Below are 24950 nucleotides of genomic sequence, written 5' to 3' on the forward strand. Positions count from 1 at the left end.
CGGCAGCCTCTGCGGAGGAGGTTTTCGGGCCGTCGCCCTAGCCGCGTCGATGTCGATTCTACTCTATGCCGCACGCCCGCGCCGGCCGATGGGGATTACCTTCCCCTTGGATTCGGCAGTCAGAAAATTCGCCCACGCCTGCATCAGTGCCGCCCGTTTCTTCAGGAGTTCGCCTCTTCGGTAGGCGGCCTCGACTCGGTCGCCAATCGAGTGAGCCAAGGCCATTTCGGACACCTCAGACGGGAACGACGTTCGCTCTGACGCCCAGTCCTTGAACGTGCTGCGCGCCGTGCCGTGTACCGTGGCATCGCCGCCGCCGGCAGCTTCCAAGGCCTTGGAAAGGGCCGTCAGAGACAGGGGCCGCTTCGACTTGTGGCCGGGGAACAAATGCTTGCCGGTTCGGACTTCGGCCATCTCGTCCAGGATCGCCAAGGCTTCGCGAGATAGGGTTACGCGGTGCTCTTTGTCTGCCTTCATCCGCTCGGGCGGTAGGGTCCACAAGGCATTCTTCCGGTCGACTTCGGACCACAGGCCCCCAGCGGTCTCACCGGGCCGCGTAGCCGTCAGGATAGCGAACCGCACAGCCTTGGCAGCAATGCCCTTGGACTGGCAAAGACGGGCATAGACTGCGGGCAGGTCGTCGATCGGCACCGCCGAGTGGTGCTTCACCTTCCGGACCTTGGCCTTTGGAGGGAACACCTTGTCGAGATGCCCCCTCCACCGAGCCGGGTTCTCGCCCGTCCGGTAGCCCTTTACCTTCGCCCAATCGAGGATCCGTTCCACTCGGCCCCTCACTCTCGAAGCCGTCTCGGGCTTCGTGTACCAAATCGGCTCCAGCACCTTGATGACTTCGGGTGTGCCGATTGAGCCAACGGATAGCGGCCCCAAAGTGGGGGTGGCGTAGGCGTCCAGCGTGTTGCGCCACTGCTGGCGGTGCTTCTTGTTGCGCCAGGAGCCCGTGTGGGCTTCCAGAAACTGGTCGACGGCGTCGCTCCAGAGCACCCCCTGTGCCGCCTCCAGACGTTCCTGAGCCCTGTCAGCCTCACGCACGGCAATGGGGTCCTTGCCCGCCTTTACCAGCGCACGCGCCTTGGTGGCCGCTTCCCGGGCTGCCGCGAGGCTGATGGATGGGAAGGAGCCGACGCCCATCTCCCGGCGACGCCCGGCCAGTGCAAAGCGGAAAATCCAGCTCTTGGCCCCTGCGGATGTGACCTGGAGGTAAAGGCCACCACCGTCGCCGTGGTAACCCGGCTTCATTGGCCGGGACAGGGTGATGGGCTTCAGATTGTGAAGAGTGCGCGCCAAGGCCTACCCGCCATTTTACCCACCATAATGGTGGGTACATAGGCGGACGCGGACGGACAGGCAAGGACGGATATCGGGGAATAATCCTTACAAAACGGGACTATTCGGCCGCCCGCGGACGGCGGCGGTCACTGGATTGGCGGACGCCCTGTCCGCCAGTGGCCTCCGAAAGGCCCGTAAATCAAGGAACTTCAGGCTTTCTCGACACTCTTTGAGCCGCGCTGGTACAAAGGAGTGGTACAAAGTCGTGACGGTTCTCTGCATGGCGCGGCCCTGGCGGCACCCGAAGACAGGCAAGCTCTACTTCCGCAAGGCTATCCCGGAGCACCTCCGGAAGGCCGCCGGAATGCGCGAGTTCAAACGCTCACTCAATACGAGCGACGCGCGCGAAGGGCGCAAGCGGCACTCCGCAATCGCGGGTGAGTACGATGCTCTCATTGAGCGCCTCGAAGCGCCGCCTGTACCGACCTTGGAGGCCGAACAGGTACAAACAATCGCGGTCACTCCCGGTGATCTCCACGCGCTCGCGGGAGACCTCTGGCGGTGGCTCCTAGAACGCTATGCCGCTTCCCCCGCCCCCGATGAGGCGTTCTCCAAGACCGCGCCGAACGGCCCTTGGGGAGCCGCCTCGGAACCGTGGACGGCACAACGCTACGCGCTCCAATGGGGCCGCCGCCTCCGAACCCCTCCGGCTGAACAAGGCATCGTCGTGAAGTTTGTCGGGGAGTTCCTCGCGGAGAAGCGCATTGGCCTTGGAGCGAGTGACCGAAGCGCATTCTATGAGGCAGCGCGCGACGCCATCGACGGTGCTCTAGCGGACCTCCAGAGGCGCTTCCGAGGAGACCTCACCGATAGCCCGATGCTTGCGCGCTATCCGGATGCTCGCCCGAACGCTCGCCAAGGTGTCGGAGGCCAAGCCATGACCGTTGTAGCGATTTGGCGCGAGGGGCAGGTCCTATGGGCCGCTGCGGATACGCGCATTAGCACCGCCGGAAAGCAAGGTGTCATCATACGGACGGACTCAGCCGCTAAGCTTCTGCCCTTACGCGTCAAATGCCGCCAAGTTCCGGCCATGAGTGGAGTGCTGGCGCACGCACACTTTGATCGGACATTCGGCTTCGCCTACGCAGGCGACACGCTACCCGCGCTTCAGGTCTATGCGGCGTCTGTTGCCTTCTTGGATAGCTTGCAGGCCAACGGATACACCGATCCTCCTTCACTGAGTCAGGTTGCCGGGCTTGTGCGTGGCCTTGGAGAGCGCTTCGGACGCGAAGTGGCGGAGAGCCGGCATACGACGGCTTTAGACCTGACATTGGCTGTGTTCGGATACTGTCCGGTCCAATTGAAGTATGCGGTCTACTTGATTAAGCCCGTGCCTGGGGAGCCAACGCTGAGGCAGCCTTCGTCGCCCTTGCGGGCTCCTCAGGCTTATTCATCTTCAAGTAGCCCATCCCAGCGACCCTGCCTCTCAATCCTAGGCTCCGATGTGACTCCGATCCTTTCACCGGGCTTCCAGCCTGGGATATTCACGCCCCCCTAAGCGCCAGCGCGCCGCGCCGCCACCCCCCCTCTAGGGGCCTTGCGCCTATTAGGCTCCCGCGTTGACCCTCGCGGGCCTCTCCCGGCACTCCCCCGACGTCTCTCGCCACCCCGCCCAAGCGCTTAGTTGCCGCTAACATTGGCGGGGGTGAGTCAAAGTGACTCAGGCAGACAACGACCCTCGCGCGGCAATCCATGAGGCCGCCACGGCTACATTCATGCCTACCTTGGCACCGGCCTCCACTTGAGTGCGCGCCGGCCCGACTTGGTCCTAGAGGGCTGGGCAGAAAACCCCTCCGAAACCTCCCCGGAAAACCTCAATGATTTCAATGGGTGCATCTCGCCGTTTGGCTTGGGCGGTTTACAATTGTTTTCCGCCCATCCTGTCGATTAGGATGCGGGCACTACCGTTGCACTGATCTAGGAGAACGCCATGGCCCCGAAGAAGCCCAAGAGAGCCGCCTTGTACCTCCGCGTATCGACCGACCGGCAGACCGTCGAGAACCAACGGCAAGCCCTAGAAGCGGTCGCGGCGCATCGTGAGTGGGAGATCGTCACGGCCTACAGCGACAAGGGCATAAGCGGAGCAAAGGGCAGGAAGGATCGTCCCGAGTTCGACCGGATGCTCAACGATGCCCAGCGTGGGCTCTTTGACGTAATCATGGTCTTCGCCCTGGACCGCATCGGGCGATCCCTCGGGGACCTCTTGAAGACCATCGAACACCTCAAAGCGTGCCGAGTGGACCTGTTCATCGTGAAGTTTCGAGGCGACGGGGAAACGCTCGACACCACGACGGCAGGCGGGAAGCTGCTCTTTCACATCACGGGAGCGTTCGCGGAGTTCGAGGGCGACATGATTAAACAGCGAGTGAACGCTGGCCTTGACCGGGCGCGCGCCCGGGGAGTGACATTGGGGCGTCCGAGGCTGGGAAGCGAGAAAAACGAGAAGAAGGCCAGGGAACGCCAGCGACTTGAAGCGGCTATCCGCGCGGCCATCGCGAAGGGCGACAAGGGCAAGCACAAGATTGCTGCTGAGTTCGGGGTAGGCTCCGGCACAGTCGCCCGGATCAGGGCGGAGATGAACGCCTCTCCGGGGGCTTCCGATTTACTCACCTAGGGGGTAGAGGCGGTGCGGACGACGTAGGCGCTTCAGGCTCAATCAATGATGATCAGAAGAGGAATGCTCGCGAACTCAGCACGTGCAAGTTAGCAGAGATCAGTTCTTTTCGAGCCGGCCCAACGCCATTCGGCACCCGCAAAGGGGCTGGGGGTGGGCCTAGAGGTCGCGAAGCCCCTTCAAAAGCCCGGCCACCTCCGCCCGCCTCTGCTTCAACTCCCGACGCAAGCGGTCGTACAGAGCCACCGGCCCACGCAATAGTTCGAACATCTCCAGGTAGCTCTCGGCATCGTGGACAAACTTCGGCAGTTCCGCCCGCAACTGCGCTAGGGCCTCAAACAATTCCTCCGGCAGCTCTGCAAGGCTGGGAACGCCCTTAATATCTGCGCTCATAAGGTCCAGCAATCGCCCCGCTATCTGCAAATGATCATCTCGCGGTTCGGCCACGGGCGTCATCTGCGTTAAGAACGATTCGAAGAATTCGAGATGCTGATCCAATTCCCTTAGGCTGGCGTTCGCTACGTTGATGATGTGAGAAACCCGCCCGCGCATATCGCGGCGTTGCACGTACACCGCCCCCAAGACCGCGAGCGCCGCGCCCAAGCCTGCCCCCACGACGCCCCCGAGGAAATTCGCGATAGAGTCCTTCATGTCTACCCACGACAACGCGAGCGCCACAGCCACTCCGACGGTTGCGCCGAAGAAGATCAGGGCACCCATCAAGAGAAGCCCTGGAACGCCGTCTAGAGGCTTCTTAAGGTCGAGCATTGCTGGCTCAATCTTCCATCATGATTGTATCGCCGGGCGGTGGGCTGTACCCATCGGGGCGTTGCCGCCACCCCTTCGCGCCCATGCACGCCCGGAACAGACTGAGGCTGACTGTGGGCCGTGATTGCGACGACGCCCCATAAGCATTGGCTTGCCCGCTGGAACGCTGCCGGCTTGCCTCCTGGGCGCACACGTAGCGTTCCTGCATATACTGATCGTAGCTCGCTCCGGGTTTCGCCCAGCGCATCACTTGAGTATCCATGGGCTCGGGCGCGGCACACGCCGCCAGCAAGCCGAATACGCTACACGCGATTACCCCACCAAACCGCCCCAACAGCCCCTCCCCTCGCTACTGGCGAACTACTTACGCTAGCACAACCACCGCGCCCAGACAGTAGAACGGGGCCACCAGCGATCCGCCAATGACCCCGCTACGCATTCCCTCGTGGCCCGCTCCTACCTCGCGGGCTGGCTCCACGGGCTGTCCCAACACATATACAGCCGCTTCCACATGAACCCGCGCCCGGACTCAATCCGATCCAGGCGCGAGGACCAATCGGTCAGGCCCACGAACAACTCGAAACCCCATACGTTAAAATAGACGATCTCTCGCATCTGTATCTCCGATCTCTCTTGCTCGTCCACGGCGCGACTATCGCGACGCGGCGGAGAGACTATGGAGCGGCGTCACGGCAATTAAAAACAGCGGCCTCTAAGTATCGCTGCATTTCCTGCGGTAAATTACATAGCGGCCATTAACTTCCCTTCGCTCCATGCCCATATTTATTTGCGCCTTTTCCCCAACCGCCGCCCCATGGGAATTCCTGGAGAGAAGCGCGCAGGGCCGCTCGAATAGCCCCCAAACACTGTAGCGCCGGTCACCCCTAGCTCTCACCTCCGTAAAGGCGTGAACGCCTGACGTTCAATGAGCCTATGGGACTTTTGCTCTCCAGCCTCGACGCTCGCGTCGCGTGTATAGACACATTGTCTGCCACCTGATACGCAGCGCCCATGCCCGACAGAACAGACATTTCCCCAGCGCTTTCCTCGTGGGGCTCTCCCGACGCCTCCCTAGACCGGCTCGTTCGCTGCGTAGATACCTACCGCCGCTATTGCAGAAGCAATTCGCTCCTGTCCTTCCAACTTCTCTTGGTCGTCGCGGCGCGGTCGCCGATCAACCCACGACAAATAGCCAAGCTGCTGAACGTCACGGAAGCGGGCGTAAGTGTCGGGCTCGACAACTTGGGAGCGGGCTCAACTTCCTACGGCAGGACGCTCGGCCCTCCTCCCGATCTGATTTCCAAGGTCGATCATCCGGCAAGCGCTCGCATGAAGCTCGCCGCGCTAACTCCGAGGGGATCGCAGTTGGTGGCGGAGATGCGGGCAGCGCTCGCCGCCGGACGCTAGCTCGCATAGCCCTAGGGGGAGGGAGATGAAACTTAGCCAATTCGTTAGTGCCGGAGCGCTTCTCTGGGCGGTGTGTTCCAGCGCATCGGCCTCAAGGCGACCAAGCTCGCCGATGCGACCTGCGGCTCGATCCGCCTCAAACTCCTCAAGGCCGCCGCCCTGGTCCGCATCTCCGTCCGCCGCGTCAGGATTGCCATGGCATCGAGCCACCCCCGCCAGCGCGACTGGGCGCTCGCCTACGCCGCGCTCGGCACGCAGCGCTGACACGAACCAGACAGCGCAAAGCCGACATCATGATTGCCAACTCCGCTTCGGCGCGGATGACCGAACTCGCCCAGACTATCCCCAACAACGCTCCCGCCCTGCCTCATCAACGCCAACGACGCGCAATCCTCGAAGCCACCCAAGCTACTCAACTCCGTGAGACATCCGGGCTAGCCCCTATCGCTCCACAGGTGGCTTGGTCTTGCCGCTGGCACGCATACGGCCGATTATCGCGCTTTAGCAAGAGGACCTCACTTGGCGCGCTCCCACCCCATAGACATTCACGTCGGTCAACGCCTTCGCCAGCGGCGGATGCTTCTGGGCATGAACCAGACGGCTCTCGGCAGAGCCGTGGGGATGACCTTTCAGCAGGTTCAGAAGTACGAGAATGGCTCAAATCGCGTGAGCGCCAGTCGACTTTTCGAGTTCGCACACGTGCTCGATTTGCCAGTTACTCACTTCTTCGAAGGACTGGGCGCAGAGGCCGCCACCTCAGGGAAGCGCAAGGTGGGCCGCCCAAAGAGTACCAAGCACGCGGACGAAGAAGGCGCGCTCCTCACGAAGCGAGAGACGCTCCAGCTAGTTCGCGCCTACTATATGATCAAGGACGCGAATAAGCGGAAGCGCTTGTCAGACTTGGTAGTTGCCCTCGCCGGCAAGTAGTTGGTTCAATTCTAGATTTGCTATTGAAAATAGTCACTGATCGCGGCGGCAACCTCCATTGGCCGCGTCATTGCCGGAATGTGTCCTGCTCCTTCTAGAACGACGAGCTTGCTCTCTGGAATCAGTGACTTGATGTAGCGCATCGTCTCGATGTTAACGAGGAAGTCCTTCTCGCCGTGCAGCAGAAGGGTTGGAATGCGTAGCTTCGGAAGCTCGCTCGCCCAATCGACTGTGCTTGCCCACTGCATCGTCATAATCTTCTCGGCGGCTTCCGGCTCGGCGCGCGACAGGATGTTTATCCCCCACCGCCTAACGTGCTCCACATCGAGCTCCGGCGTGCTTCGGTCGATAAACCACTTGAGGCGCTCTCGATGAGTCTCTCCGGGCCACTTCGATGGCGGCACTCGCGGTGTCGGGGTAGCGCCTGGTAGTTGCACTTCGCCGGTCCCATTCATCAGGATCAAGCCTTCGAACCGCTCGGGATGACGAAGGACGGCCCGCATGACAGTCATCACGCCACGCGAGAAGCCAGCGAGAACGCATTTCTCAATTGAGAGAGCGTCCATGACCGCGAAGACATCTTCAACCAATGCCTCGTGCGTGATGGCCTCTACCGGGGCGGTCGTCTCGCCTGTGCCGCGATGATCATAAACGACGGTCCGCCATGTCTCGCTCAACGGGGCAAGCGCTCCGATCCAGTCTTCGAAGTTCCCGACCCATCCGCTGTGCGCCAGAATTGTTCGCGGTCCACTCCCAAAACTCAGTGTGAAGACCTTGTTGCCCCCAATGTCCAAAAACATGGCGTGCTCCCCTCTCTAGCGGCTTTGAACGATATGACACGACACGCGCGTGGACAACCAAAGCGCAAGGCGTGCGGCGGTGTCTCCAGCGCGCCACTCAATGCGCTCGACAAACGTAGCCGCTAACCGTTCACTGGACGGTCTTGGGGGAGACTCTAGTAAATGATGACACGGCGGACCCTGGTGCGCAGGCTACTTAGCTTCGGGCTCTTCCTCGGCACCTCCACCGCCGCCCTTGCTTGGGGCGCCACGGGACACGAATGGGTCTCCGGGATACACCACGAAGAAGATTCATGCGTACTTCGAAGGCGAGTTCGTGAAGCGCAACCTGTCGCGTTCGGCGGTGGCCGCTGAGGTCGGTCCGTATCAGCCTTGTGGCTGCTCAATCGAAGACAAAACCAAGGCCCTGCTCCTCGCTTCGCTCGCCCAAGTCGGCCCTCTGTACGCTCTAGAGAAGGACGGAGGCTTCAAGCGAGGCGCTCAGCGGGGCGCGGCTTTCGCGTCTGAAAGGCTCGCGGCTGGCGCAACGGCGGTGCGGGATATGATCGTGATGGCTTGGGAGGAGAGCGCGGAGACGCCCGTGGGATATCCGATGGTCTACTTGAGGGATATTGAGAGCTGCAAAGTGCGCGCTACGCGGGAGCTATTCGGGGCGGACTAATGGATCCCGTGCTTGCTATTTTGCTACTACGGGGTGCATTCTGGATCCAATAACAATGGACCCATACCATAATGCCAACTTGGAAACCGGACGACCTAAAAGCTTTTGCCGAAGCTGCGCAGTCGCTCAAACTCTATCGCCGTGCCGAACTCAGTGATTCTGACACTAACCGGCCGCTGATCGAGAAGTTGTATGTGGATCCACTGCCGGAAGACGGAGTATTGCAGACCGTCCTGCGTCAAAGCACAACCATTCTTATTGGCCGAAAAGGGACCGGTAAATCCACCGTCTTTCAGCGGGCGCAGCATGAGATAAGGAAGCAGAAAAGCTCACTCTCTTCTTACATTGACATCAAGACTGTGTACGAATCAGCAGAGGTTGACCCCGCACTCCTGCAGAAGATCAGCACAGCCAATAATGCACTGTCTGAAAACACGATCCGGCGGTTGCTCTTGTATAGAGCATTCATCCGAGAGGTACTGACCGAAATCAGAACGGAAATTCAGAAGCAAATCGACAGCTCTCTCTTCGAGAGGCTCAAAGGTACAGTTGGCAAGTCAAGAGCAGAAGTTTTCGAGCCTCTGGACGATATTCTTCAAACAGCCTTCGCCGACGATTTCACCGACGTCACTGGCATTAGTGCGTTGTCTGAAAAGAAGGGAAACCTCGAAAAAGAAGCAGCAGAAACAAAGATAGGTGCATCCGTTGAGGGGAGCATTGGCCCAATCGATGCCTCGGCAAAAGCATCTGCCCGCGCGGAAATCGCCGATACTGCTTCGAGAGAATCTAATCAAGAGCAGACATACTCCCGGATCCTACTGAGAAATCTTAATATTACGGGAGTGATGAAGCAGGTTGCCGACTTGTTGGCGCCCATGGGAATACGGCATCTATACATATTCATAGACGATTTTTCTGAGTTGCCTCCCGATGCAATGGCGGTATTTGTCGACACAATCTTGGCTCCGCTAAACAACTGGTCCCATGAACTTATCAAGTTCAAGGTCGCGGCCTATCCCAACCGAGTCTACTATGGGCAAATCGATAGGACGAAGATCGACGAAATTTATTTGGATCTTTTTAAGTTGTATGGTGGCAATGACGTAAACACGATGGAAGAAAAGGCCATCGAGTTTACATCCAGGCTCATAAACAACAGGCTCAAATACTATTGCAATTCGACGCTCAAAAAGTTTGCGGAATCCGACGTTGATACCGTTTACCGCCACCTCTTCTACGCCACCGTAGGAAATCCTAGGAATCTGGGCCACGTCTTACACAATTTGCGTGACTCTCATCTCGCTTACGGCAAAGAGATCAGGGTTCGCGCCGTAAGAGATGCCGCCGCAAAGTACTATGAAGAAAAAATTGAACCGTACTTTGGTGTGCAAAAATTTAGGCATGAGAGCTTCGCGGAGAGATCCTCTGTCTTCAGTCTGAAGGAACTTCTTGAAGCATTCGTCACGAAGGCAAGGGAACTGAGAAATCATAGTTCGAAAGTTTTCGCTCTCATCGAAGGACGACCGCCCACGAGCCACTTCCATGTCGTCTCGGGTCTAGAGGGCATTCTCTCCACCCTAGAGTTAAACTTTTTCTTGACGAAGTATTTCGAGATGAAAGATCGCGACGGCCGGCAAGTTTCAGTTTACGCACTTAACTACGGCCTCTGTAATCGATACTCAATTGAGTTCGGAAGGCCAGAGGGACAGCGGGAATTCAGACTGTACTTTGTCGAGCGAATCTTCGACTACGGCCCAATCATCGCCGACTATTTGAAGCGCAACCAGGAGATTAAATGCTCCACTTGTGATGCCGTCCACGGCATTGATCGGCTAGAGAGCTTAAGACTCTTCGATATGCTTTGCCCTAGCTGCAAAAAGGGAACCTGCTCGGTCACAAACTTGTCGAAGAAGTACGAGCAAGTTCTCCAAAATATAAATGACGAGTTGCTATTACCACCCACAGAATTGGGAATCTTGGAAGCGCTCTATAGCGAGAAGCGCAACTTGGCGGCAGCGGAGATTGCTGGAGAATTGGACTGCTCTTACCAGTTAGTAGGTAAGCGCGGAAAGATTATGGAAGAACGCGGACTCGTGAATCGCATGATGGAGGAGAAGCGTCGCAAATTTCAAATCACAGATGAAGCGGTTCGAACCTACTTTGACGCAAATGAGTCACGACGGCTTAACCTGCCCGATGATAATGGTTGAGGGTGGCGCTTTCTGATCGTGCGCCAGCTCGCCTGGCCTTCTGCCGTCTATGGCTACACTAGGAGCAACCTAGATCCCCCATCCGGTGGCCTTGTTGCCGCCTCTTGGGTCGCTCCGATGGGCACGGCGGCTACCTCCACGTGGCCTTCGTCGCGAGTGGTGGGTGGGCGGCCCATACCCGTATTGCACAGCTCAGGGTTGGCATACCTGGGCATAGCTGTGGTACAAACTAGTACAAGCGCAGCTCTTGAAAAGCTTGATTTTCCGGCCTTTTGCCGCTGACTATGGGCAATCCCGCCCTGTCCGCCATTTCTCCCTCCCCCGATTGCCCCTGGGACGCGATATCGCCCGCCGGTTGCCGCACTCCATCACGCGGCATAACGGATCGTCGCTTCTACTTTGGCAATGGAATCCGATAGATCGCTCCATCGCCCCAGGCGGCGGTGAGCAAGGATGCTTCGTTGGGGGCGACCACCAAGCCGACCGGGCTACGCAGCCCATCCGCAACGACCTGGGACTGGCCGTCCGGCAGGATTTCCCGCACCGTTGTTCCGCCATAATCGACCACGAACACGCGGCCGTCCTTCGTCGTGGCCACGCCAGGGCCAGGCGCGCCGAACCCTTCGCCGGCCTCGATGCGCGAACCGTCCGGACGCAGAATCGTGACCCCACCGCCAATGTTGGAAACGACATAGCCGGCCGATCCGAAAGATACCCGTCCGCAACGTCATATATTTCCATTCGCCTGCTGTTTTATTCAGGGCATGGAGGGGTGAGGCGTAGACGTAGTTGCGCCCCGGCCACGACAGTTGGCCATCGCCCAGAACCAGGCGGCTGATCTACCGCCTCCCGCATGGAACAGTATTCGTGCTGCCTGGCAGCCGTGCATAAATGCCGTCAATGCTGGCGCTGCGAGGCCGGAACATCTGGCGCGGGCCGACGTGGTCCTGACCGGCCAACATCCCAGACGATGTCACGAAACCAGGCAAGTCGAACTCGACCTTTCGAGCAGGCAACTCTTTGTACACGGCTCTCCGGCGACAATCGGAGATAGGCGAATACGGGAGTGGCACGGGTTTGCAAACCGACCGCCGTGGTGGCGCGCATTGCCCGAGCGCAGTCGCGCATCGCAACCGCATCCGGCAAGTTCATCGCGAGTGGCCACTCGCAGAGCACTGCCTTGCCGGCCTGCAGCGCGCTGGAACAATTTCCTTGTGACGCGTCACCTTCACGGCCACCACGACGAGATCGACATCGGGGTGATGCACCAGCTCCTGCGCCGAGTCGAAGTAGTGCGGCGCTCCATTCAATTCCGCGGCCGCCTTTGCGGTATCACGCTGATGATGACTGATTGCGGAAAGGCAGAACTGGGGCAACTGACGCAAAGCGGGTAGATGCGCGGTCGTCGCCCAGCCCTTCTCGGGGTGAACACCGATGATGCCTACCCTAATACGCCGGGCGCTCATGGCCGGCCTCCAAGGTAGCCGTCCTTCGCGATGGTGCGCAGAAGAGGGAATGAAAAGCTTTCGGTGGCGGTGGCGGTGGCGGGGACTGGATTGGCCTGCCGGCGGCTTTGTCTCCAACTCGCGGGGCTGACCCCGATATGCTGTCGAAAGAGATTGCTCAGGTGCGACTGATCCGTGAATCCGCAGGTCAGTGCGATTTCGCTCAATGATGCATCGCTGTCCAACATCAGGTGAATTGCCCGTTCGAGCCGGCGGCGAACGATGTACGCATGCGGTGGCGCTCCGAACGAGCGCTTGAAGGCCCGGGAGAAGTGCGCCGGACTGCGGCGCACGATCTCGCTTAGCCTTCTCACATGAATCCTCTGATCGAGGTTCTCCTCGATGTAGGTCCGGATGCGCTGTCGCTGCCAGCCCGCCAGACCCGAAGGACCGATGCCACCCGAGTTGCCGGACCGGTCCACTTCTGCGCGTAGCATGGCAGCAGCTTCGACAATTAGCGCCCTGGCGGCGCACTGGTCGTTTTCCAGCTCCTGTCTGGCGGCTTCCAGCAACCGGGCGAGGCTACTCGTCCATTGCTGATATCCCGACAGGTCACCTGGCGCGGTGACATTCGGGGAGTGTGAGTGCGATGTGCCGGACTTCATGCTTCACCTTTCTGGCCACAGCATGAGGCGCCGGCAGCACACAATCCCTGATGCGTTCCTGAAGAATCCTGAAGAGATGATGCCGCTTTCCCATAGGCATCTGATGGTTATTCGCCAGCTCGCACGCCCCCTGCGCAAGTGGCGGCAGAGTTCGAAACCCGTCAAAATCAATTGTCATTGGAGAACCGCGGGGACATTGCAGTGATGCGCAGCAGCGTCTTCGAATGCGGCGACTGGCAGGTCGATCTGGCTCGGCGCGAGCTGCGCGCGCGCAACATTCCTGTGCGGATCGGCGACCGGGCATTCGAGGTTCTTGGAGCTCTCGTTTGCACGGCGGGTACGCTGGTCACCAAGGATGCTCTGATGACGCAGGTGTGGCCCGGAGCCGTCGTCGAGGAGAACACGCTCCAGGTTCACATCTCGGCGGTACGCAAGGCGCTCGGGACGGATCGCGGAATGCTCAAGACGGTTTCCGGGCGCGGCTACCGACTGTCGGGCGAATGGCGCCAGCGCGATGCGACCGACATCGACGGGCGTGAGCAGCCGATGGAGGGATTCCTCAAGGGCGGCCTCCCCTATCCCGGCCCCGGACTCATCGGACGCACTGAAGCCAGGAAAGCGCTCAAGGATCTCCTGTCGGCCTATCGAATCGTGACGCTGACCGGACCGGGAGGGATCGGGAAGACCAGGCTGGCTTTGGCGGTCGCCCACGATCTGGCGCAGCAATACGCTGGGGATGCGTGGTTCGTTGAGCTTGTCTCGCTTTCCGATCCAAACCTGATCCCAACGGCGGTCGCGGCCGCCCTGGGCTTGAAGATGGGCGGCGAGATATCACCCGCTTCCATCGCGCGAGCCATCGGGGGACGGCGCCTGCTTCTCGTACTCGACAATTGCGAGCACCTTATCGACCGAGCGGCACATTTCGTGGAGACTCTCGTTAACAACTGCCCTCGGATCACGATCCTGGCCACCAGTCGTGAAATCCTGAGGATCGATGGAGAGCGCGTCCACCGCGTGCCGCCGCTCAGCGTGCCGGACCGCCAGGACGGGACAGGCAATGTCCTTGGCTACAGCTCCGTCCAGCTCCTGGTTGCGAGAACGAAGGCATTGCATTCGGCTTTCTCGCCGCAGGCCGACGAATTGCCGATGATGGCGGCCGTCTGTCGTCGATTGGATGGCATACCGTTGGCGATCGAACTTGCCGCGGCCCGGACCGCTACGCTCGGCCTGAAGCAAGTGGCGGCACGGCTCGACGACCGTTTCGCTTTACTCACGGGGGGACGGCGGACGGCACTGCCGCGCCACCAGACTCTCCGCGCCGCTCTCGACTGGAGCTACGAGCTCCTCTCCGAGGTCGAGAAACGCCTGCTGCGACGATTGTCCGTCTTTGCCGGCGGCTTTACGCTCGAAGCCGCTGCGGCCGTCGCCGAACAGCCGCTCGGTAGTCTGTCTTCAACCGTGACGGACATTGCGGCCCTTCTGGACAAGTCTCTCATATCGCAGGCCACCTCCACCTCAGGGGGCCGGTGGCAGTTGCTGGAGACGACCCGAGCCTACGCGGCTGAAAAACTTGTTGCCCTCGGGGAAGCCGAGCCGACCGCCCGGCGCCATGCCGAATACTATCGCGATCTCGCCCAGCGCGCCGTGCCTGCCGCCCAATCGGGGTCGACTGCCGATCACATGGCGTTGCTCGAGCGTGAAATGGACAACGTTCGCGCCGCTCTCGACTGGGCCTTCTCGCCTCGTGGGGATAGCTCGGTCGGCGTGGTCCTGACTGCCGCCTATGCGGCCGTATGGATCGGCGCATCGCTCATCGCGGAGTGCCGCGAGCGGGTCGAGCGCGCCCTGGAAGACCTCGAGAGCCGCTCAGATCTGAGCAAGCACTCGGATCTGATGCTGCATATGTCGTTGGGAGCCGCGCTCTATCACTGCACGGGAACGGTCGAGCGCACGGGCATCGTTCTCGCCAGGGCGCTCGAGGCCGCCGAACGACAGGACGACCAGGACACTCAGCTTCGCGCGCTCTGGGCGATGTGGAGCTTCCGCTATAACAGCGGCCAGATGCGCAAAGCCCAGCCCCTTGCGGAACGCTTTGCACGAATAGCCGGGCGCGCGGGTCGGACTGCAGAAGGACTTGTCGGCGATCGATTGCTGGGCACGACCTTGCATCATGTCGGCCAGCAGCCCCAGGCGCGCCAGCATCTCGAGCGTGTGCGCGATCTCTACGTTGCTCCAACGGACCACCGGCACGCGATGTGGTTCCACTACGACCAGCGCGTTCTCGCCCAATCGATACTCGCTCGCGCGCTCTGGATACAGGGCTTCCCCGACCAGGCGCTCGAGAACGCCCGCGCCTGCGTTGAAGCCGCTCGCCTGACGGAGCACAAGCTCACGCTCTGCTACGCGCTGAACATGGCAGCCTGTCCGCTCGCGCTTCTTACCGGCGATCTCGACCAGGCGGAGAAGGCCGCGACGGAGCTGGCCGACATCGTAAGGCGCCACAGCGTCGCGTTCTGGCAGGCCCTGACCAGCTGCGTGACCGGCCACGTCATGGTCCGGCAGGGCCGGTTTGCAGAAGGCACGGCGGTGCTCGCCGACGCGCTCGCCGCCTCCGACGCTCTGGGCGGCACGACCTGGTACCCGGAATTCCAAGGCGCCCTCGCGGAAGCCCTGGCCGGACAGGGCCGCCTCACCGACGCCCTCGCCACGATCGAACTGGCTCTCGCGAAGATGGAGGCGGAGGGTGAACGCTGGTGCATGCCGGAGCTCCTGCGTCTCAAGGGTGAGATCCTGGGGCATCCGCCGGCCAGCCGTTCGGCTAGCCTGGCTGAGGACTGCTTTGCGCAGGCGCTCGAGGCGGCGCGCGAGCAGGGCGCTCTCTCCTGGGAGCTGCGGGCCGCGATGAGCCTGGCGCGCCTGCGGGTGACGCAGAACCGGGCCGCCGAAGCGCGGCGGCTCCTGGCATCGGTCTACGCACAGTTCAGCGAGGGATTCGCCACGGGAGACCTACGCGCAGCCCACGCCATGCTCGCCGGCCTTGCCGCCACTCGAAAGTGAAGCGGCACTCGGCCGCGCTTCTTCTTCACGACCTGACTGGCAGTGCATCGGAGAATTCCTGACGGGTCGTCGGCTTGCCATCGATGGCCTCGTACACCGCTTTGGATTTGCCGAGAGTCTCCATGAGTGATTTCGGCCCTTCGAAGGGCCGGCCGCCAATATGCCAACCGTCGGGATGAAGCTCCTCGATCAGAACCCAAACCACCTCGCGGAACGCCTCCGATCCCTCGAACCTGACCATGACATCGGACAGAGCCTTGGCCATCGCATGCTTCTCTTCGCTGCTAAAGACACCTTCCACCAGCTTGACGTTCACGAATGGCATGACGAGTTCCTTTCCAGGGAGAGAGGCATTCATTCGGCGACATCGACCACGACCTTGCCCTTGGCGCTACGGTCTTCGATCGCACCGTAGGCGTCGAGAATCGAGCTGAGCCCGAACCTGCGCGGATCCAACCGCGGTCTGATCTTTCCCGCATCAGCAAGTTTCGCCGCTTCGCGCAGAATCTCGCCATGATGGGCGCGTCCCCGCCCTGTCAGCATCGGCAACAGAGTAAAGACGCCGGAATAGGTAGCCGCACGGAAGGACAACGGCGCCAATGCATGGTTTCCCCAGCCAAGGCAGCTGACCACATGTCCGAAGCGGCGAACGGCATAAAACGATGCGTCCAGGGCCTGTCCGCCGACGGTGTCGTAGACCAGGTCGAAGCCCTCTCCTCCTGTATGCTCGTCGACATACTGGTCGACGGTCGAGCGTCGATAGTCGATTGCGACCGCGTTCTCGGCTTCGATCTCCGGCCGCCTGGCGGCGCTGTCCACGGCATAAACCTCGGCGCCGAACGCCCTGGCGATCTGGATGGCCATGTGGCCAACGCCCCCGGCGCCCTGCACCAGCACTTTCTGTCCAGCACGAACGCGCGCACGGTCGACGAGTCCCTCCCAGGCGGTGATGAAGACGAGGGGCAGAACCGCTGCCTCTCGCATATCAAGAGCCTTGGGCTTTACCGCGAGCAGATCTGCATCGACTGCAATGAACTCCGCCAGCGAGCCCTGGAGACCGCCGACACCTCCGGCAAGCCCATAGACTGCGTCGCCTGGCTTGAACGCCGTGACAGCCGCGCCCACGCTTTCGACTGTCCCCGCCAGATCCAATCCCAGCACCGCAGGCAACGGGTGCCTGGCATGTGGTGCCTGGCCGTGCCGGATCTTGAGGTCGAGCGGATTGACGCCGCTCGCCGCAACACGCACCAGGACCTGACCGGCTGCCGGCTTCGGCCGGTCGACCGTGGCTCGCCGGAAGGGCGCGTCCACGCCCTCCAGCACCATCGCCTGCATCATTGGCGCCTTCGTCATTTCAGCCCCGCGCCTCAGCCGGCGCCACGACGCATGAGGTCGAGCACCTCGTCGGTCGATGGCACCATATGGGCGAGGTAACGATAGTTGATCAGTGCCGCCTGGTAGCCATCCCCCCATTCGGGATGGCGCGGACCGGCAACGGCGTCCTTCACGACTGCAACCTCGAAGCCCTGTTCGAGAAGTTCGCGCAGATGCGACTCGACGCACATGTTCGCCAGCATCCCGCCCAGAATGATGCGCGAGATCCCACGCTTGCGCAGCTGCAGGACCAGGTCGTTGGTCTGCGGTCCGAACACTTTGTGCGGACTTGCAACGACGGTCTTGCCGTCATCGATATAGGGCTTGAACCGATCGAGCCAATCGGCTCCTGAATTCTTGAATCCCTCAAGCGTAAGCTGACCGCTTCTCCGGAAGACATCGCCGCGCGCCTCGTCCGTCTCCAGCGGACCATTGAATTTCCAGCCCTTGTCAGTCGGGAAGAAGTAGTGCGGGGAGATGAACACGTCGTAGCCGCGCTCCTTGGCAGCCTTGAAGATACGCTCCATGTTCTCGACGGTGCGGTTCTCGGTGACGCTGGCGCCGGTGGCACCCCACGCGCGACCGGCTGGGCTCAGCACGTCGTTCTGGGGATCGATGAACACCACGCCCGTGTCCTTCACACTGACCGGCATTCCGGCGGCGCGCGCGGGCGCTTGGGCGAGAGCTTCCGCCGACGCAATGCCGACGGCAACGACTGCCGAGCAGAAGAGAAAATTCCGGCGCGACAGTCTCTCGGGGACTTGCGGCTCCGGGCCGCTGGCGGATTGGCGTGTCATGACTGACTCTCCGGTGGTTCGAGGCCACAGCGCGAGGCGGCAGCTTCGTCTTCAGGGCGACGAGACATTGTCACGATGAAGCGGACTGCGGCTTGGGGATCCCTGCCCGGATTTGCAAGGAACTGCTGGAACAGGCGCCGCAGACGACCGCATTTCCATCCAATCGTCAGCACGAGGCGCCAAGACCCAGCGCCACCCGCCAGCAAGCATTGGCGTGCACGGGAACCGTCCTGCGGCGGAGAAAGCAGCATGTCCTCGACTGAGCAATTTGGATTCTTGACGACGACTGACGATGTTCTCCAGGGCGTCGACCTCACCGGCAAGGCGATGATCGTCACCGGAGGAGCGAGCGGCATTGGCCTGGAGACGTCGCGCAGCCTGGCCGCCGCAGGGGCCTCCGTCACGATTGCCGCGCGGCGGCTTCGCGAGGCCGAGGAGATAGTCGGGGCCCTCCGGCAAAGCACGGCGAACGATGCAATCGAGGCGCGCGCCCTCGATCTGGCAGACCTCAATTCGGTTCGTGCTTTCATCGACGGCTGGAAGGGTCCTCTTCACGCCTTGGTAAACAACGCCGGGATCATGGCGTTGCCGGTACTCGAGCGCTCGCCGGAGGGCTGCGAGATGCAGTTCGCCACCAACTTCCTGGGACATTTCGCACTCACATTGGGTCTACACCGGCATCTTGCGGAGGCCGGTGACGCCCGCGTCGTTTGCGTCAGCTCGACGGGAAGCCTGTTCGGCCCGGTACTCTGGGACGACCCTCACTTTCGCTTTATCCCCTATGATCCGCTGTTTGCCTACGCCCAGTCCAAGACGGCCTGCATCCTGCTGTCCGTTGGCATAGCCCAGCGATGGGCCGGGAGCGGCATCACGTCCAACGCCCTGCACCCGGGCGCCATCGCCACAAACCTGCAGCGCTACACGGGCGGCTTGCGCACCCCGGAGGCCCTGCGGAAGACGCTACGACAGGGAGCCGCGACTTCGGTCCTGCTGGCGGCTTCACCGGCGCTCAAAGGCGTCAGCGGTCGCTACTTCGAGGATTGCAATGTCGCGCCAGTGTGCAACGAGCGCCCGAGCGCGGCGCTCGCCGGCGTCGCCCCCTATGCGCTCGACGGCTCCAATGCGGAACGGTTGTGGGAGCTGGCGCTGGATCTGATGACACCGCAGACATGATCGCCCTGCACGGATGCGGAGACGTCGGGGCGGCACATCCTTCCAATCAGCAGCAGGAGCTCACAAGACCCGCGAAGCGGCGCGGATCACTCTGACACCGGTGATCGTCGGGTAACGAGAGAGCAAGAGCCATGAGCGCACACGAAAAGCCCTTCTCGCGCCGGAACCTGTTGATCGCCGGCTCCGCTGCAGCGCTGGCGGCCCTGCCGATGATTGGCCCCGAGGCACAGACGGGTACCTCTCGTTCACTCGGATCCGCGAAAGGACATGCGATGAGCTATCTCACCACGAAGGACGGCACGCAGATCTTCTACAAGGACTGGGGCGCCGGGCAGCCCGTGGTCTTCCATCACGGCTGGCCACTCAGCAGCGACGATTGGGACAATCAGATGTTGTTCTTCCTCGCTCAGGGCTACCGCGTCATCGCCCACGACCGCCGCGGCCACGGCCGATCCACGCAGACGCACACGGGCAACGACATGGACACGTATGCCGCCGACATGGCTGAGCTGGCGGCGGCACTCGACCTTCGGAACGCCATCCATGTCGGCCATTCGACCGGCGGCGGCGAAGTGGCCCGATATGTCGCACGACACGGGAAAGGCCGGGTTGCCAAAGCCGTGCTGATCAGCGCCATTCCTCCGGTCATGCTCAAGAGCGAGCGTAACCCGGGCGGCACCCCGATCGAGGTATTCGACGGATATCGGGCGGCACTCGCCGCCAATCGCGCGCAGTTCTATCTCGATGTTCCGAGTGGCCCCTTCTACGGATTCAATCGCCCAGGGGCGAATGTCTCCCAGGGGCTGATCCGCAATTGGTGGCGGCAAGGGATGATGGGCGGCGCCAAGGCCCACTACGATTGCGTTAAAGTCTTTTCGGAAACCGACCACACCGAGGATCTCAGGCAGATCGACGTGCCGGTCCTGCTGATGCACGGCGAAGACGACCAGGTCGTGCCGATCGCCGATTCGGCGCACCTCGGGATAAAGCTGCTTCGACGGGGCCTGCTCAAGACCTACAAGGGTCTGCCGCACGGCATGTTCGCGACTCATCCGGAGATCATCAATGCCGATCTCCTGGCTTTCATGCGCACCTGAAGAGGAGTCAGCACATGTCGAATTCAGCGAATCCAATCACCGTCGATATTCCCGTCGCACTGAAGCAGGTAAAATCAGTGCACAGCATCGGCGGCCTGGCGTTCGAGGGAGACCTGCCGGCCTCGCTCTTCCACCTGCAACTCATAGTGGCCGACATCATCGACTGGGGTGCACAGTCCGAGGTCATTGCAGTGTTTCACACGAACGCCGGACATGTGACCCTTCACGACGTTGCCTACGATGCAGCCCGGCACATTGCCACGGGCAATCCCTACAAGGAGCTCGTCTTCGCGCTGATGAACGGCGGCGTGAAGATCGAGCTTTGCGGCGCCACCGCAAAGGCGAATGGCTGGGGCAACGCCGACCTGCTACCCGGCGTGAAGATCAATACGGACGCCATGGCCCGAACGATCCAGCTCGTTCAGCAAGGCTTCGTAAAGATCACGGAGTAGGCTCGATAAGGGCTGAGCCGGCTGGCGCCATCCAGTATCATCTGGCAGGTTGGTTCCCGTCGAGGAGGGCACGAGAATGAGCGACCAGATCTCCGTTACGATCACCCGACAAGACAAGTACCGGTTTCTGGTCGACTACGGCTCCGGACTGCCGACGTCGGTCGCGGACGAACCCGCGCCCCTTGGTGACGGCGAAGGACCGTCGCCGTCGCATATGCTTGCGGCCAGCGTCGCCAACTGCCTTGCCGCCAGCCTCGTTTTTGCGCACGGGAAGTTCAAGGAAGATCCTGGCCATTTGACGGCGACCGCTGTTTGCCGGATCGGTCGCAACGATCGGAACAGGCTGCGGGTCGTCGGCATCGACGTCAGTCTGACGCTGGGCGTTGCGCCCGAGACGCTTGCGCACCTCGACCGCGCCCTCGCCCAGTTTACGGATTTCTGTACGGTCTCCCAGAGTGTGAAGTCCGGCATCCCGCTGACGGTTACAGTCGCCGCACCCGACGGCCGCGTTCTGAAGCACGAGTGAGCACGAGCTTCTCTTGCTCTGAGGGCCGGACCTCCACCATCCGCGTTACAGGAGCCAAGTTGATTCCTGGCCCAGGTGCCTGAATTCCCCGCTCTGTGTTCCCGGAAGAGGTCAGGTTGCCGACCGGATCACTCCACCATCACCACGAATCGACCATCGGGCGTTTTTTGCCAGCGCGTGCCGGGCCCGGCCGGATCGCCGCCAACATGTTGACGACCCAGGGCCTCGTCTCGGCAGGATCGATTACGTCGTCGAGCATGAAATTGGTCGAGCGATTCAACGCCTTTCCAGCAGTATAGGCCTGCGCAACCTTGCTTTCGAAGAACTCGAGGCGTTCCTCCGGATCGGCGATGGCCGCGAGCTCGGCGCGATAGCCCAGCTTCACCTGCCCCTCGATGCCCATCGGCGCGAACTCGCCGGTCGGCCAGGACACATAGAAATAAGGGGCGCGGTAGTTGCCGCCGGCCATCGCACTCTGCCCCAGGCCGTAAGCCTTGCGCAGCACGATCGTGAAATACGGAACGGTCATGTTGCAACTGGTCAGGAACATGCGCGCCGCATGGCGAACCAGGGCCGTCTTCTCGGCCTCCGGGCCGACCATGATGCCGGGCGTGTCACACAGATTGACGAGCGGGATGTCATAAGCGTCGCAGAGCTGCATGAACCGCGCGCCCTTGTCGGATCCGTCGGAATCGACCGCGCCGCTCAAGTGCTTCGGATCATTGGCCATCACACCGACCGTCCGCCCTTCCAGTCGGATCAACGCCGTGACCAACGTGCGCCCGAAATCGCGGCGCAGCTCGAGCACCGAGCCTTCGTCGGCCAGCGTGTGAATCACGTCGCGCACCTCGTACGTGCGCAGCCGGTTCTCCGGCACGATATGGCGCATCCGCCGCTGATCCGGCGCGATCCACTCTTTCAGAGGCCCCTGGAAATAGGCGAGATATCTCTTGGCTACGGCAACGGCTTCGGCTTCGTCGGCGACCAGGATGTCGACGACTCCGTTGCGCGTCTGCACCGACATCGGGCCGATCTCCTCCGGCGCGAACACCCCGAGTCCGCCGCCCTCGACCATTGCCGGGCCGCCCATGCCGAGCGTGGTGTCCGCCGTCGCGATGATCACGTCGCAGCAGCCGAGCAGCGACGCATTGCCCGCGAAGCATCGACCGGAGACGATGCCGATCAGCGGCACCAGCGCCGAGAGCTGGCCGAAATGATGGAATGTGTCGAACTGGATGAAGCCGCCATAGTCGTCATCGCCCGGCCGGCCGCCGCCGCCTTCTGCAAACAGCACCAATGGCATCCGCCCGTCCTCGGCGATGTCGAGGATCTTGTCGGTCTTCCAGTGATTGTGAACGCCCTGCGTCCCGGCAAAGACGGTGTAGTCATAGGCCATCACGGCAACGCCGGTGGCCGGCGCCTCGAACATGCGTCCGTTTACCCGACCGACGCCGGTGACGAGGCCATCGGCCGGACTGCGGGTCAACAGATCGTCCAGAGTCCGCCGATGCCGCTGTGCCGCAACGACCAGGGGGCCATACTCCACGAACGTGCCAGGATCGATCAGGTCATCGACATTCTCGCGCGCCGTCCGATGGCTGGTCTTGTGCCGGCGCTTCACCGCATCCGGCCGGCTCTTGTCTTGCGTCAGAGCCCGGCGCGCCAGCATCTCGGCCAGATCCGGCCGGATGGCATCGAGGTCGATCTCATCAGCGCCGCTCTGGACTTGCGCCTCGACCTCGGACGGCTCGAGCGTCAACAGCAGCTGGTCTTCCCACAGAGCGTCACCAATCTCGACATGAATGGCCCGGACGATGCCACCTGCGGTCGCCTTGATGACGTGTTCCATCTTCATGGCTTCCATCACGACAACCTCGGCCCCCGCCGGCACGGCATCTCCAACAGAGACGGCAACCGAAATGACAGTGCCCTGCATCGGCGTCCGAACCCCTGACATGCCGTCCTGCAGAGCATCTCCGACGGTAGTGCCGACATTCGGTCCCGACTGGTCGCGCGTCGCCTGCCCGTAGGCAAGGACGGAGAGAGGGTCGGCGGCGTCGACCTTGGCCCCTGCCCGGGCACCCCGCTTCGTATCTCCCTTCGCTGTCGCGTACAGACGCGGATGAGCGGCCGCACCCAGGGAAATCAGCGCCGACGCGTTGGCCTCCACGAAGCCCGTGTCGAGGTCGCCCGCCCGCACACCCTTGTCCAGCAGCACAGCCTGGAGAAAGGCGATGTTGGTCGGCACGCCGGCAATGTTGAATTCGCAGAGGGCCCGGTAGCCCTTGCCCGTCACATCCCCGACGCGGCCGCTGCGGGCGACGACGATGAGTTTGGCGAGCAGCGAATCGTAGGCCGGATTGGTCGCGTAGCCGGCATAGCCGTAGCCGTCGACGCGAATGTCCGGCCCGCCGGGCGGTTCGTAGGTGCCCACGACGCCACCGCCGGGCTTGGCCGTCCCGTCGGGCTGCATCGTTTCGACGTTGATGCGGAGTTGCATCGCCATGCCGCGCGGGACCGGTCCAGCGCCGCCTGCAAGGCCAAGTTCCGCGAGCGTAGCGCCGCTCGCCAGCCGGAGCTGCAGCTCGACGAGGTCCAGGCCCGTGACCGCTTCCGTCACAGTGTGCTCGACCTGAAGTCGCGGATTTGCTTCGATGAAGTAGAAGGCACCGCTGGCGCCATCGACGAGGAATTCGAACGTGCCGAGGCTGCGGTAGTTCGCGGCGCGCGCGAGCGTCAGGGCGGCATCCAGCACCTGTTGCCGTACGCGGGCATCGAGATTCGGCGCGGGCGCGAATTCGACGAGCTTCTGGCGCTGGCGCTGCAGCGAGCAGTCGCGTTCCCACAGATGCGCGACCTCCACCCCATCGCCGATCACCTGCACCTCGATGTGGCGCGCCTGACGCACGAGTTGCTCGACGTAGAGATCACCTGAACCGAAGGCAGCGGTCGCCTCCGAGCGGCAGCGGGCAAATGCCTCCTCCAGCCCCTCGGCCGTCAGGACGGGACGCATGCCGCGTCCGCCACCACCAGCCACTGCCTTGACCATCACGGCCGCCGCCGCGCCGAGCCCGTCCATGAAGGACCGAGCCTCTGCGAGTGTCGTCGGCGCCACCGTGCCCGGCAGGGTCGGCACACCGACTTCATCGGCAAGCTGCCGGGCCCGGTGCTTGTCCCCAAACAGGTCGATTATCTCAGGCGTCGGACCAACAAAGGTGATGCCCGCCTCGGCACAGGCACGCGCGAAGCCTGCATTCTCGGACAGGAAGCCATAGCCAGGATGGATTGCCGTCGCCCCCGCCTCTCTTGCCGCTCGCAGGATAGCTGCCCCATCGAGATACGCCGCGACGCCACGGCCCGGCAGGGCGATCGCCGCATCGGCTTTCTCGACATGCAGGCTGGCGCTGTCGTCAGCGGGATGGATCGCGATGCTGCCCATGCCGAGATCGGCAGCCGAGCGGAAGATGCGAATGGCAATCTCGCCGCGGTTGGCGACGAGCAACTTCTGTCCTGTCATCGTGTCGGTGCTCTTGGAAGAAACAGAAAAGAGAGACGGCAATATTGGCAATACCATAGCCGCCGGCACGATACCGCCTGCGCGAAACCCTTGCCTACATGCCCTGTCGTCTA

The 24950-nt window shown here is 61.9% G+C and carries 21 protein-coding genes; 11 read left to right on the top strand and 10 right to left on the bottom strand.

Features of this window, described 5'->3' with window-relative positions; genetic code table 11:
- Positions 1–63: 63 nt before the first annotated feature.
- Positions 64–1305 carry a site-specific integrase gene (locus Q0Q48_RS13215; RefSeq protein ID WP_295138289.1) on the bottom strand — a complete coding sequence of 414 codons (1242 nt, stop codon included), beginning with the start codon at positions 1303–1305 and terminating at the stop codon, positions 64–66.
- Between the two features lie 262 nt (positions 1306–1567).
- Here Q0Q48_RS13215 and Q0Q48_RS28700 point away from each other — a divergent pair, with 262 nt between their 5' ends.
- Together Q0Q48_RS28700 and Q0Q48_RS13220 are read left to right on the top strand one after the other, a co-directional pair.
- A complete protein-coding gene (locus Q0Q48_RS28700) occupies positions 1568–2845 on the top strand; it encodes a DUF6538 domain-containing protein (protein WP_366915286.1) in 1278 nt (425 codons plus the stop codon).
- Positions 2846–3277: 432 nt separating this feature from the next.
- Entirely contained in the window at positions 3278–3961 is a 684-nt protein-coding gene (locus tag Q0Q48_RS13220) for a recombinase family protein (protein WP_295138290.1), read from the top strand.
- 159 nt (positions 3962–4120) lie between these two features.
- Here Q0Q48_RS13220 and Q0Q48_RS13225 read toward each other — a convergent pair whose 3' ends face one another.
- Positions 4121–4729: a hypothetical protein gene (locus tag Q0Q48_RS13225; RefSeq protein WP_295138292.1), complete on the bottom strand. Its 609-nt coding sequence runs from the start codon at positions 4727–4729 to the stop codon at positions 4121–4123.
- Between the two features lie 1011 nt (positions 4730–5740).
- Here Q0Q48_RS13225 and Q0Q48_RS13230 point away from each other — a divergent pair.
- The 3 genes from Q0Q48_RS13230 (at position 5741) to Q0Q48_RS13240 (ending at position 7063) form a co-directional block, all read left to right on the top strand.
- Positions 5741–6136 (top strand): MarR family winged helix-turn-helix transcriptional regulator, encoded by a 396-nt coding sequence (locus tag Q0Q48_RS13230; protein ID WP_295138295.1) that lies wholly within the window; start codon positions 5741–5743, stop codon positions 6134–6136.
- A gap of 72 nt (positions 6137–6208) precedes the next feature.
- Positions 6209–6400, top strand: coding sequence for a transposase (locus tag Q0Q48_RS13235; protein WP_295138297.1), 192 nt, complete (start codon positions 6209–6211; stop codon positions 6398–6400).
- Positions 6401–6655: 255 nt separating this feature from the next.
- A complete protein-coding gene (locus Q0Q48_RS13240) occupies positions 6656–7063 on the top strand; it encodes a helix-turn-helix transcriptional regulator (RefSeq protein ID WP_295138299.1) in 408 nt (135 codons plus the stop codon).
- A gap of 20 nt (positions 7064–7083) precedes the next feature.
- Here the strand turns inward: Q0Q48_RS13240 and Q0Q48_RS13245 are convergent, their stop codons facing one another.
- Complete coding sequence (locus Q0Q48_RS13245) at positions 7084–7863, bottom strand: alpha/beta hydrolase (protein WP_295138301.1); 780 nt, start codon at positions 7861–7863, stop codon at positions 7084–7086.
- A gap of 732 nt (positions 7864–8595) precedes the next feature.
- On the opposite strand from Q0Q48_RS13245, the gene Q0Q48_RS13250 reads away from it, so the two are divergent.
- On the top strand, positions 8596–10734 hold the full coding sequence (locus tag Q0Q48_RS13250; protein WP_295138304.1) for a winged helix-turn-helix domain-containing protein: 2139 nt from the start codon (positions 8596–8598) through the stop codon (positions 10732–10734).
- A 394-nt stretch (positions 10735–11128) separates the two neighbouring features.
- Here the strand turns inward: Q0Q48_RS13250 and Q0Q48_RS13255 are convergent, their stop codons facing one another.
- The 3 genes from Q0Q48_RS13255 to Q0Q48_RS13265 all read right to left on the bottom strand — a co-directional run bounded on the left by Q0Q48_RS13255 (position 11129) and on the right by Q0Q48_RS13265 (position 12844).
- Positions 11129–11332 carry a hypothetical protein gene (locus Q0Q48_RS13255; protein WP_295138306.1) on the bottom strand — a complete coding sequence of 68 codons (204 nt, stop codon included), beginning with the start codon at positions 11330–11332 and terminating at the stop codon, positions 11129–11131.
- 550 nt (positions 11333–11882) lie between these two features.
- Positions 11883–12200: a Gfo/Idh/MocA family oxidoreductase gene (locus tag Q0Q48_RS13260; protein WP_295138308.1), complete on the bottom strand. Its 318-nt coding sequence runs from the start codon at positions 12198–12200 to the stop codon at positions 11883–11885.
- Positions 12197–12844, bottom strand: a complete 648-nt coding sequence (locus Q0Q48_RS13265; RefSeq protein WP_295138310.1) for an AraC family transcriptional regulator — start codon at positions 12842–12844, stop codon at positions 12197–12199. The genes Q0Q48_RS13260 and Q0Q48_RS13265 overlap by 4 nt, the downstream gene beginning before the upstream one ends.
- 204 nt (positions 12845–13048) lie before the next feature.
- On the opposite strand from Q0Q48_RS13265, the gene Q0Q48_RS13270 reads away from it, so the two are divergent.
- Positions 13049–15901, top strand: coding sequence for a winged helix-turn-helix domain-containing protein (locus tag Q0Q48_RS13270; RefSeq protein WP_295138312.1), 2853 nt, complete (start codon positions 13049–13051; stop codon positions 15899–15901).
- 25 nt (positions 15902–15926) lie between these two features.
- Here Q0Q48_RS13270 and Q0Q48_RS13275 read toward each other — a convergent pair whose 3' ends face one another.
- The 3 genes from Q0Q48_RS13275 to Q0Q48_RS13285 are packed head-to-tail and all read right to left on the bottom strand — an operon-like array spanning position 15927 to position 18072.
- A complete protein-coding gene (locus Q0Q48_RS13275) occupies positions 15927–16226 on the bottom strand; it encodes a 4-oxalocrotonate tautomerase family protein (protein WP_295138314.1) in 300 nt (99 codons plus the stop codon).
- 29 nt (positions 16227–16255) lie between these two features.
- The gene (locus tag Q0Q48_RS13280; RefSeq protein WP_295138814.1) at positions 16256–17236 is read right to left on the bottom strand and encodes a zinc-dependent alcohol dehydrogenase family protein; all 981 of its coding nucleotides are present in this window, start codon (positions 17234–17236) and stop codon (positions 16256–16258) included.
- Between the two features lie 32 nt (positions 17237–17268).
- Positions 17269–18072, bottom strand: a complete 804-nt coding sequence (locus Q0Q48_RS13285) for a cysteine hydrolase (protein ID WP_295138316.1) — start codon at positions 18070–18072, stop codon at positions 17269–17271.
- A 327-nt stretch (positions 18073–18399) separates the two neighbouring features.
- Between Q0Q48_RS13285 and Q0Q48_RS13290 the strand changes: the two genes are divergently transcribed.
- The 4 genes from Q0Q48_RS13290 to Q0Q48_RS13305 all read left to right on the top strand — a co-directional run bounded on the left by Q0Q48_RS13290 (position 18400) and on the right by Q0Q48_RS13305 (position 21320).
- Complete coding sequence (locus tag Q0Q48_RS13290) at positions 18400–19245, top strand: SDR family NAD(P)-dependent oxidoreductase (RefSeq protein WP_295138816.1); 846 nt, start codon at positions 18400–18402, stop codon at positions 19243–19245.
- 272 nt (positions 19246–19517) lie between these two features.
- Positions 19518–20342 carry an alpha/beta hydrolase gene (locus Q0Q48_RS13295; RefSeq protein WP_295138818.1) on the top strand — a complete coding sequence of 275 codons (825 nt, stop codon included), beginning with the start codon at positions 19518–19520 and terminating at the stop codon, positions 20340–20342.
- Between the two features lie 14 nt (positions 20343–20356).
- Positions 20357–20794: a DsrE family protein gene (locus Q0Q48_RS13300; RefSeq protein ID WP_295138318.1), complete on the top strand. Its 438-nt coding sequence runs from the start codon at positions 20357–20359 to the stop codon at positions 20792–20794.
- Positions 20795–20870: 76 nt separating this feature from the next.
- Positions 20871–21320 (top strand): OsmC family protein, encoded by a 450-nt coding sequence (locus tag Q0Q48_RS13305; protein WP_295138320.1) that lies wholly within the window; start codon positions 20871–20873, stop codon positions 21318–21320.
- Between the two features lie 139 nt (positions 21321–21459).
- On the opposite strand, the gene Q0Q48_RS13310 is transcribed toward Q0Q48_RS13305, so the two are convergent.
- Complete coding sequence (locus tag Q0Q48_RS13310; protein ID WP_295138821.1) at positions 21460–24837, bottom strand: carboxyl transferase domain-containing protein; 3378 nt, start codon at positions 24835–24837, stop codon at positions 21460–21462.
- Positions 24838–24950 lie beyond the last annotated feature (113 nt).

The sequence above is a fragment of the uncultured Reyranella sp. genome, from assembly GCF_945957355.1.
Lineage (GTDB): Bacteria > Pseudomonadota > Alphaproteobacteria > Reyranellales > Reyranellaceae > Reyranella.

Coding starts and splice junctions, on each gene's coding strand:
- Q0Q48_RS28700 (WP_366915286.1), top strand. CDS start 1,568: ATGGCGCGGCCCTGGCGGCACCCGAAGACAGGCAAGCTCTACTTCCGC.
- Q0Q48_RS13220 (WP_295138290.1), top strand. CDS start 3,278: ATGGCCCCGAAGAAGCCCAAGAGAGCCGCCTTGTACCTCCGCGTATCG.
- Q0Q48_RS13225 (WP_295138292.1), bottom strand. CDS start 4,729: ATGCTCGACCTTAAGAAGCCTCTAGACGGCGTTCCAGGGCTTCTCTTG.
- Q0Q48_RS13230 (WP_295138295.1), top strand. CDS start 5,741: ATGCCCGACAGAACAGACATTTCCCCAGCGCTTTCCTCGTGGGGCTCT.
- Q0Q48_RS13245 (WP_295138301.1), bottom strand. CDS start 7,863: ATGTTTTTGGACATTGGGGGCAACAAGGTCTTCACACTGAGTTTTGGG.
- Q0Q48_RS13250 (WP_295138304.1), top strand. CDS start 8,596: ATGCCAACTTGGAAACCGGACGACCTAAAAGCTTTTGCCGAAGCTGCG.
- Q0Q48_RS13260 (WP_295138308.1), bottom strand. CDS start 12,200: ATGAGCGCCCGGCGTATTAGGGTAGGCATCATCGGTGTTCACCCCGAG.
- Q0Q48_RS13265 (WP_295138310.1), bottom strand. CDS start 12,844: ATGAAGTCCGGCACATCGCACTCACACTCCCCGAATGTCACCGCGCCA.
- Q0Q48_RS13270 (WP_295138312.1), top strand. CDS start 13,049: ATGCGCAGCAGCGTCTTCGAATGCGGCGACTGGCAGGTCGATCTGGCT.
- Q0Q48_RS13275 (WP_295138314.1), bottom strand. CDS start 16,226: ATGCCATTCGTGAACGTCAAGCTGGTGGAAGGTGTCTTTAGCAGCGAA.
- Q0Q48_RS13280 (WP_295138814.1), bottom strand. CDS start 17,236: ATGCAGGCGATGGTGCTGGAGGGCGTGGACGCGCCCTTCCGGCGAGCC.
- Q0Q48_RS13285 (WP_295138316.1), bottom strand. CDS start 18,072: ATGACACGCCAATCCGCCAGCGGCCCGGAGCCGCAAGTCCCCGAGAGA.
- Q0Q48_RS13290 (WP_295138816.1), top strand. CDS start 18,400: ATGATCGTCACCGGAGGAGCGAGCGGCATTGGCCTGGAGACGTCGCGC.
- Q0Q48_RS13295 (WP_295138818.1), top strand. CDS start 19,518: ATGAGCTATCTCACCACGAAGGACGGCACGCAGATCTTCTACAAGGAC.
- Q0Q48_RS13300 (WP_295138318.1), top strand. CDS start 20,357: ATGTCGAATTCAGCGAATCCAATCACCGTCGATATTCCCGTCGCACTG.
- Q0Q48_RS13305 (WP_295138320.1), top strand. CDS start 20,871: ATGAGCGACCAGATCTCCGTTACGATCACCCGACAAGACAAGTACCGG.
- Q0Q48_RS13310 (WP_295138821.1), bottom strand. CDS start 24,837: ATGACAGGACAGAAGTTGCTCGTCGCCAACCGCGGCGAGATTGCCATT.